Annotated in this window: 1 protein-coding gene; it reads right to left on the reverse strand. The window is 56.4% G+C overall.

Annotation, left to right across the window (positions count from 1 at the left end; genetic code table 11):
• Positions 1-255: 255 nt before the first annotated feature.
• On the reverse strand, positions 256-1,395 hold the full coding sequence (locus IEX10_RS19835) for an IS110 family RNA-guided transposase (protein WP_229678662.1): 1,140 nt from the start codon (positions 1,393-1,395) through the stop codon (positions 256-258).
• Positions 1,396-1,469 lie beyond the last annotated feature (74 nt).

Below are 1,469 nucleotides of genomic sequence, written 5' to 3' on the forward strand. Positions count from 1 at the left end.
CTGCATGAGGAAATTACATTTTCAAGTCCTTTTCTTTCTGTGCAACGCTGGTTTGGCTCCTCGATTATGCTCACTCCAGTGGCATCGACTTGCATACGGTGGGCGTGCTGCCCGAACCAAATTTCCGTTCACGTTCCCGGAATGGAGCCGCCTTGGTTGGGACCAAACTTCTACAGGGTTTGTGAAGACCATCAATCTTCTCGGTCACTCAACCATCCGGCGTTGCGCGTTATTCTGAAGTTTCAGTATCCCGTATTACACCTCCGCCTTCAGAACCGCGCCAGACGGGACAAGTCCCGTTTCCACATATCGCCACAAGGCCACAATGAGCTTGCGGGCAAGAGCCACGATGGCGACTTTCTTTCTCATTCCCGGGCGTTCGGCGGTGTATTTCCGGAACCAGCGCGCAAGGGCGCTTTGTGGTTGATACCGCAGCCAGCACCACGCCAGTTCGATCCCGAGGGTGCGCGCCGGTCGGTTTCCAGCTTTGCTGATACCCTGGCTTCGTTCGACATCACCACTGGAATAAGGGCTGGGCGTCAGGCCAAGGTAAGACGACAGGTGTCGCCTGTTCTTGAACTCTCGCCCGAACACCTCTGCGGACAAGAGCATCGCACTGTGTCGTCCAACACCGCGAAGCCCTTCGAGCAGCACGGCCTTCTCGTGTTCAGGAAACCGCTCCGATTCAGTCGCAAGGGCTTCGTCGCGTTCTTCCGCCAGAGCCTTGATCATCTTGTTCGTCAGTTCCAAGCGTTCGAAAGAGCGCACGATCTCGCGCATGAGCTGATCGGGGAAAGGGCGGCCATCGGCAGTTTCGAGGCCATCCAGTTTCTTGCGCCATGTGACCATCGCTGGATTGATATGCCGGACGCCTTGAAGGGCGAGCAGGGCACGAATGCGATTTATGTGGCCAGTGCGTTCGCTCATCAACCTTTTGCGTTCTCTGTGGAAGCGCTTGGCATCTTCTTCGGCAACGGTTGGAACACGCACCGTGCGGAACGCCTTTCGATCACCGGAGCAATAGTTCTTCAGCAGAACGACCATACCTTCGGCGTCGACGCGATCTGTTTTGACCCGGCGGGCTCTGCGGTTCACGAGGAAGCTCGTCGGATCCACGACCAGCGTCTCGATCCCTTCGTTGGACAAAAGCCGCTGAAGCCAGAAACCGTCGTACCCGGTCTCAAAGCAAACGACAGGTCGTTGATCCGCTCCGCAAAGCTCCGTCGCCGCCGCGACGGTCGCTCGAACCAGATCGATCAGTCCCGGCGTGTCAAACCCGTCCAAACGCACAGACTTGATCTTGGCCAAATGCGGCGCATCAAGCGCAACCAGCCATTTCGATTTGCTCAGATCAATGGCGACAAAGCAGGTCGCCGCAATAGATGGTGTCATCATCTTGGAAATCTCCTCTCTTTTGATTGTGCGCCAAACCTATCCGCTAAGCGCGACCTCCTGCATGGAAACTTCTA

The organism is Neptunicoccus cionae (genome assembly GCF_014643735.1).
In the GTDB taxonomy this organism is placed as follows: Bacteria; Pseudomonadota; Alphaproteobacteria; order Rhodobacterales; family Rhodobacteraceae; genus Amylibacter; species Amylibacter cionae.